The sequence below is a fragment of the Catenulispora pinistramenti genome, from assembly GCF_018274385.1.
In the GTDB taxonomy this organism is placed as follows: domain Bacteria; phylum Actinomycetota; class Actinomycetes; order Streptomycetales; family Catenulisporaceae; genus Catenulispora; species Catenulispora pinistramenti.
Genome location: NZ_JAAFYZ010000064.1, coordinates 39,657 through 45,656, shown reverse-complemented (window position 1 = coordinate 45,656; position 6,000 = coordinate 39,657). Strand labels below are relative to the sequence as shown.

General features: G+C 70.7%; 5 protein-coding genes. 1 reads left to right on the top strand and 4 read right to left on the bottom strand.

Going from position 1 to position 6,000, the window contains the following annotated elements:
* On the bottom strand, positions 1–1,603 hold a 1,603-nt coding region (locus tag KGQ19_RS20050; protein ID WP_212010726.1), incomplete at its 3' end, for an acetyl-CoA carboxylase biotin carboxylase subunit.
* Between the two features lie 264 nt (positions 1,604–1,867).
* On the opposite strand from KGQ19_RS20050, the gene KGQ19_RS20045 reads away from it, so the two are divergent.
* Positions 1,868–2,053, top strand: coding sequence for a hypothetical protein (locus tag KGQ19_RS20045; RefSeq protein WP_212010725.1), 186 nt, complete (start codon positions 1,868–1,870; stop codon positions 2,051–2,053).
* 47 nt (positions 2,054–2,100) lie between these two features.
* On the opposite strand, the gene KGQ19_RS20040 is transcribed toward KGQ19_RS20045, so the two are convergent.
* From KGQ19_RS20040 to KGQ19_RS20030, 3 genes are all read right to left on the bottom strand, one after another.
* Positions 2,101–2,850, bottom strand: coding sequence for an SDR family oxidoreductase (locus KGQ19_RS20040; RefSeq protein ID WP_212010724.1), 750 nt, complete (start codon positions 2,848–2,850; stop codon positions 2,101–2,103).
* Between the two features lie 235 nt (positions 2,851–3,085).
* A complete protein-coding gene (locus KGQ19_RS20035; RefSeq protein ID WP_212010723.1) occupies positions 3,086–4,453 on the bottom strand; it encodes a cytochrome P450 in 1,368 nt (455 codons plus the stop codon).
* Positions 4,454–4,643: 190 nt separating this feature from the next.
* Positions 4,644–5,630, bottom strand: a complete 987-nt coding sequence (locus tag KGQ19_RS20030; protein ID WP_212010728.1) for a DUF1702 family protein — start codon at positions 5,628–5,630, stop codon at positions 4,644–4,646.
* Positions 5,631–6,000 lie beyond the last annotated feature (370 nt).

The window sequence follows — 6,000 nt, the reverse complement described above, 5'->3', positions numbered from 1 at the left end:
CGCCCTCACCGGCCTCGATCCCCACCCGGAACCGCGACGCACCCACCTGCGCCACCCGCACCCGATAACCCACACCACGCAGCTTCAAATCCAACGGCCGACCCGACTCATGCTGCACCTGCGGCCGCCCACCAGAGGCCGTCGCCAACAACCGGGCCCGCTCAACCCGCTCCTCATCCTCATACGCATCAATCCCGGCAGCCGCCAACGCCACCGCAGCATGACGATGCGACACCAACCGGCCCTCACCCCGCACCCGATCAATCCAACCGGTATCCGCCGAGGCATCAACCACCTCCGGCTGATCCAACAAATCCAACACAAAACTCTTGTTGGTGGTCCCACCCTCGATCACCACCGACGTCTCCGCCATCGCCCGACGCAACCGGCCCAAAGCCTCACCACGATCCCGACCGTAGGCGATCACCTTCGCGATCATCGAATCGAAATCAGCCGGAATCGTGTCACCCTCCGACACCCCGGTATCCACCCGGATCCCCGGACCCGCCGGCAGATCCAGCCGCGCAATCCGACCCGGCGACGGCGCGAAATCACGATCCGGATCCTCAGCATTGAGCCGCGCCTCAATCGCATGCCCCCGCTCAACCGGCGGCGCACCCTCCAGCTTCCCGCCACCAGCCACATGCAACTGCGCCTTCACCAGGTCGAAACCGGTGGTCAACTCCGTGATCGGATGCTCCACCTGCAGCCGGGTATTAACCTCCAAAAACGCGAACCGCCTATCCCCGGGGTGATACAGGAACTCCACCGTCGCCGCACCCCGGTAACCCACCCGCACCGCCAGCCGCTCGGCCGAAGACTTCAACTCGGCGGCCTGCTCCTGGTCCAGCACCGGCGAGGCCGACTCCTCAATCACCTTCTGGTTACGGCGCTGCACCGAACAATCCCGCACACCCAACGCCCACGCCGTTCCCTGACCATCGGCGATCACCTGCACCTCGACATGCCGTGCCCCAGTCACCAAACGCTCCAGGAACACCACCCCGGAACCGAACGCGCGCGCCGCCTCCTGACTGGTCCGCTCATACGCGTCGACCAGTTCGGCCTCGCCGGTGATCACCCGGATCCCGCGCCCACCACCACCGGCGGTGGCCTTCAACATCAACGGATACCCGATCCGCCCGGCCGCCTCAACAGCGGACTCCAGCGTCTCCACCGCGCCCCGACTCCACGGCGCCACCGGCACCCCCACCTCCTCGGCGATCAACTTCGCGCCGATCTTGTCACCCAACTGCCGCATCGCCTCAGCATCCGGCCCGATGAACGTCACACCGATCCGGTCGCAGAGCTCAGCGAACGCCGGATCCTCAGCGACGAAACCCCACCCCACCCACGCCGCATCCGCGCCGCACTCCAACAGCGCCCGCTCCAACACCTTCAAATCCAGATACGGACGCGCGGCAGCCGGACCCAGATCGTAGGCGATATCAGCCTCACGAACGAAGGTGGCATCCCGGTCCACATCAGTGTGCAAGGCAACGGTCTCGATCGGCACAGCGCCCTGCGCGCTCAACTCCCGGACCGCATGGATAAGCCGCATCGCGGCCTCACCACGGTTGACGATGGCAACACGACTGAACACCGGCCGGCCCTCCCCTGGACTGTGGCGGTTGAACACCCAACCAATGAGGTCAAGCTAGCCGCGGGCCGGATGGGACACGCCTTCGACATTGCCCGGTGCCGGGCGCGCAAGGCTTGGGCCCGCGCGCGGGCGGCACCGTCGAAGAAGCCGAGCCGACCCCCGCCGGGGAAGGCTGGTCGGCGACAGCAGAGCGCTGTGAATCAAGGCCGGTGAATCAGAGCCCGGTGAATCAGAGCCCGGTGACAGCTGAGCGGAGGTGGTGCCATGACCCCGGCCCGCGCGGTACAGGCGGTGGCGAAGTCGGCGCTCTGGCTCGCGAAATACGCCGTATGGGGATTGTCCATCGTCGGCTTGGCGGGCCAGGGCCGCCCTTACCGCAGACCTGATGACCCGGCGCCGGTCCGAGATCTGACCCCGGACGAACTGCTCTGGCAGGACGAACTCGAATAGGGCGTCCGCGGGACAGTGCCCGGGACGCCCACACAACCGGACGACGGCTACAGCGCCGCCGGCCCGTTCGGCTTCAACAGGTACGCGAGCTGGTCGAACGAGGTGTCCGAAGCGATGTCCAGCACCGCCTTGCCCACGTGCTCCGGCGTCAGCGTCGGCCCCATGCCCGCTACGAAATCGGCCACCGGCACGCCTTGGCGGGCCGCGTACGCGGCGGCGCCGCCGGCGCCGACGGCCGTCGTGGGCGACAGCGTCGGCAGCACCGACACGAAACGGATGCCGAGGGCGGCGCGCTCGGCCTCGCCGGCGGCGTAGGCGGAGACGAAGCGCACGGTCGCCTTGGCGCCGGCGTAGCCGCCGCTGAGCGGGGATCCGCCGATCGCGGCGCCGCTGGAGACCGACACCACGGTGCTGCCCGGCTCCAAAGGCAGCAACAGCGCCTCGCGGGCCCAGCTGAACGCCTGCTTGACGTCCACTTCCCAGGGCCGGCTGAACGACTCCCAGGTGTGCAGCTGCAGTGCCCGGCCCAGCGGGACCACGCCGGCGTTGAGCACCACCGTGCGGGGCCGGTACGTCTCGAGCAGGCGTCCGGCGGCCACCGGGTCGGCGGCGTCGGCCACCACGGGGGTGACGGACGCGCCGAACTCCTCGGCCAGGCCGGCGGCCGCGCCCTGGTCCCGGACCACCGTGACCACCTGGGCCCCGGCCGCGACCAGGGCCGAGGTCACCGCGCGGCCGAATCCCCCCGCCGCGCCGGTGACGAGCGCGGTGGTCCCGGTCAGATCCGAAGTTGGCATGGCAGGCTCCTCAGTTCTCAGTGATCAGTTCTCAGTGATCGTTTCTGGCTCCCGCCGCCCCCGCCTGTGCCAACAGCGGGGGCGGCGAGAAGGATGCGTCCGGTGTTCGGCCACACCGGGCGCGCGGCGGGAGTGTCACCCGTCCAGATATGGAGACCGCGCGGACGCCGCGAAGTCACCGGGTCGGAACCGGTGACTTCGCCGGTCCGGCGGCGATCGGCGGCGATCGGCGGTCTCAGCGGGCCGCCACGGTCATCGGCAGGCCGCCGCGCACCCGCAGCGTGAGCATCGGCTCGCCCTCGACCGGGCGGCCGGGCACCGAGGCCAGCCGCAGGTCGCGGCACAGGGCCGCGAGCACGATCGTGGCCTCCATCATGCCGAGGTTGTTGCCGACGCAGAACCGCGGTCCGGCACCGAACGGTATATAGGAGTAGCGCTCACGGCCCGCCCTGGACGCCGAGGCGAACCGCTCGGGGTCGAAGCGCTCCGGGTCCGGCCAGAACCCCGTGTTGCGGTGCAGCAGATAAGGACTGATGATCACATCCGCGCCGGCCGGCACGGTGAAGCCGCCGATCCGGTCCGACTCCCGCGCGATCCGGGTCAGCAGCCACACCGGCGGGTACATCCGCATGACCTCTTCCAGGACCATCGAGGTATAGGTGAAGCCGTGCAGCGCGGCCGAGTCCAGCGGGCCGTGGGAGAAGACCTCCACGGCCTCTTGATGCACCCGCTCCCGGACCTCGGGATGCAGATCGAGCAGGTGCAGCGCCCAACTCAGGGTGCTGGCCGTCGTCTCGTGCCCGGCGAGCAGCAGCGTGACCAGCTCATCGCGCATGCGTTCGCGCCCGGCAGCCCGGTCGGCTTCGTCGGCCACCGACTCGATGAGCCGGGAGACCACGTCGTCGCCGAACCCGTCCGGGTGCGCCACCCGGTCCGCGGCCAGGGAGTCGGTCACCTCCTGCAGGTACCGCTTGGCCTTGCGGAACCGCAGCGTGCGCGGCAGCGGCAGCCACAGCGGGACCGTGCCCAGCGACATCATCTCGAACATCGCCTGGTCCTGGACCGTCTCGAAGGCCTCGCCGATCGCCTCGAAGGCGCCGAGGTCGGCGTCGATCAGGGTGCGTCCGAGCACCCCGAGGGTCAGCGCGGTCATCTCCTGACGCATGTCCACCGGGCCCTGTCCGGCCCGCTCGCGCAGCCGCCCCACCAGCGCCTCGGCCTCCAGCGCGATCGCGTCCACCTGGCGCGCCAGACGCTTGGCCTGGAACACCGGCTGGATCACCCGGCGCTGCTTGCGCCACAGCTCGCCCTCACTGGTCAGCAGGCCGTCGCCGATCACCCGGCGGGCGTGGGTCAGGCCGATGCCCTTGGTGTAGTTCGCCGCGTTGTCGGCCAGGACGTGGCGGGCGTGGTCGGGGTGGTTGAACAGATACAGGGTCTTGGGACCGAGGGGGACGCGGACCGCCTCGCCGTACTCGGCCACCGCCCACGCCATCACCTCCAGCCGGTTGCGCACCATTCTCGGCAACAGCCCGAGGGCCGCGGCGCGGGATGGGCCCGGCGGCCGCCGGACGACCGGCGCGTGGATGCTCGTCGCGGACAACGCGGACCTCCTAGCGACAAGGTCCGGCGGGCGCCGGACCGTTCAGGTTCCTGGGGTGAGTTCCTGGGGTGGCACGCCGCTGCTGCTCGGCGCGGCGGCCAAGGAAAGTTCGCACCGGATGGGTGGGAACCCGCGCGTGGCGGGCCGGTGGAGCCTTGTTCGCATCCTCGCCAGGCGGCGCGGCACGCCGCTACTTGGACGTTGCCCGGGCACCGGCCTCGAAGTGAGCGCGGATGGCCCGCCGCCACAGTTCGTAGGACGGTTCGGGCCCCGGCGCCTCGCCGGCCGAGGAAGCCTGGTCGGCCAGCGCCGAGGCGTCGGCGACCGACACGCCGCCGAACACCCGGACCGCGGTCGAGGTGTAGTCCGGGACGTGGCCGGCGTAGTCGCGCGCCTTCGCGGCCAGCACCGCACCCAGCGCCACCTGCGCGCGGTGCGGGCCGGCCAGCTCCCGGAGCCGGTCGTAGCCCTCGGCGTCGCAGCCCCCTGCGAAGGACGCGGCCAGGCCGGCCCCGCTCCACAGGTCCGGCTGCCGGGCCGGGTCGAACCGGCCGACCGCCCCGGCCACGCCCTCGGGCCGCGCGCCGTGCATGAACCACAGCGCCCGGCCGATGCCCTGGTCGAGCGCTCGGGGAAAGTAGTGCGGGGCCCCGGCCCACGGGTACGGGGCCGGGAGGTACTGGCGGCCGATCCACTTGTCCGTGTCGAAGTAGGCGCGGTCGAATCCGTAGCCGTCGACGGCCAGCCAGCTCATCGTCGGGTGGTACCTGGTGTCGCCGAGGTCGGGGACGACCTTGCTCCACAGCCGCCGGGGCAGGCGGGCCATGGCGAACCCGATGCCGATGTAGGCCACGAACAGGTGCGGCGCGCCGGTGTCGAGCAGCAGGTCGCGGGTGCGATGGCCGCCGAAGGCGTCGCGCACCGTGTACGCCATCGTCGCACCCTCATAGGCGAACCCCCGCAGTTCGGGGTCGACGACGCTGAGCCGGCGCTGCACGTGGGCCATGCTGCGCGCCTCGATGGCCCATTCGAAGCCGCAGATCACCGTCTGCGGGACCAGGTCCAGCCGGCTCGCCGCGGGCGAGTCGGCGCCGGGGAAGCCGCGTTTGCCGATGGTGACCGCGTCCAGAGCCGGGGTCAGCGCCATCCGGCGCGCGGTGCCGAGGAAAGTGGGCATCATGCGGCCCTCCCGTGAAAGGAAACGCCGAATCGGGCGCTGGCGCCAGCATCGGCGGGCCGGCGCCGGCCCGACATCTCCCTGCTTGCCCCAGGGAGGCTCGGCGGCGCCGCCGCTGTATCAGAATCCTGAGAAAGCAGGACGATCTCCGGCCGGTGCCGCGGGCGGGGTCCCCGGGACGGCACCGGAGCCCGCCGACCTGGCGACACCGTTGTCAGAGTATTGAGATCACAGGTCGGGGCCGGGCCGTCGGCGCCGATCGCGGTATGGGCGCAAAGAGCCGTCAATCACCGCAAGAACGACAGGTCGCGCACCGTGACAATCCAATGGTTTTGGGTATGCTGGCCGATGTTGCGGGTGTGCTGCCAGG

Coding starts and splice junctions, on each gene's coding strand:
- KGQ19_RS20030 (WP_212010728.1), bottom strand. CDS start 5,630: ATGCCCACTTTCCTCGGCACCGCGCGCCGGATGGCGCTGACCCCGGCT.
- KGQ19_RS20045 (WP_212010725.1), top strand. CDS start 1,868: ATGACCCCGGCCCGCGCGGTACAGGCGGTGGCGAAGTCGGCGCTCTGG.
- KGQ19_RS20040 (WP_212010724.1), bottom strand. CDS start 2,850: ATGCCAACTTCGGATCTGACCGGGACCACCGCGCTCGTCACCGGCGCG.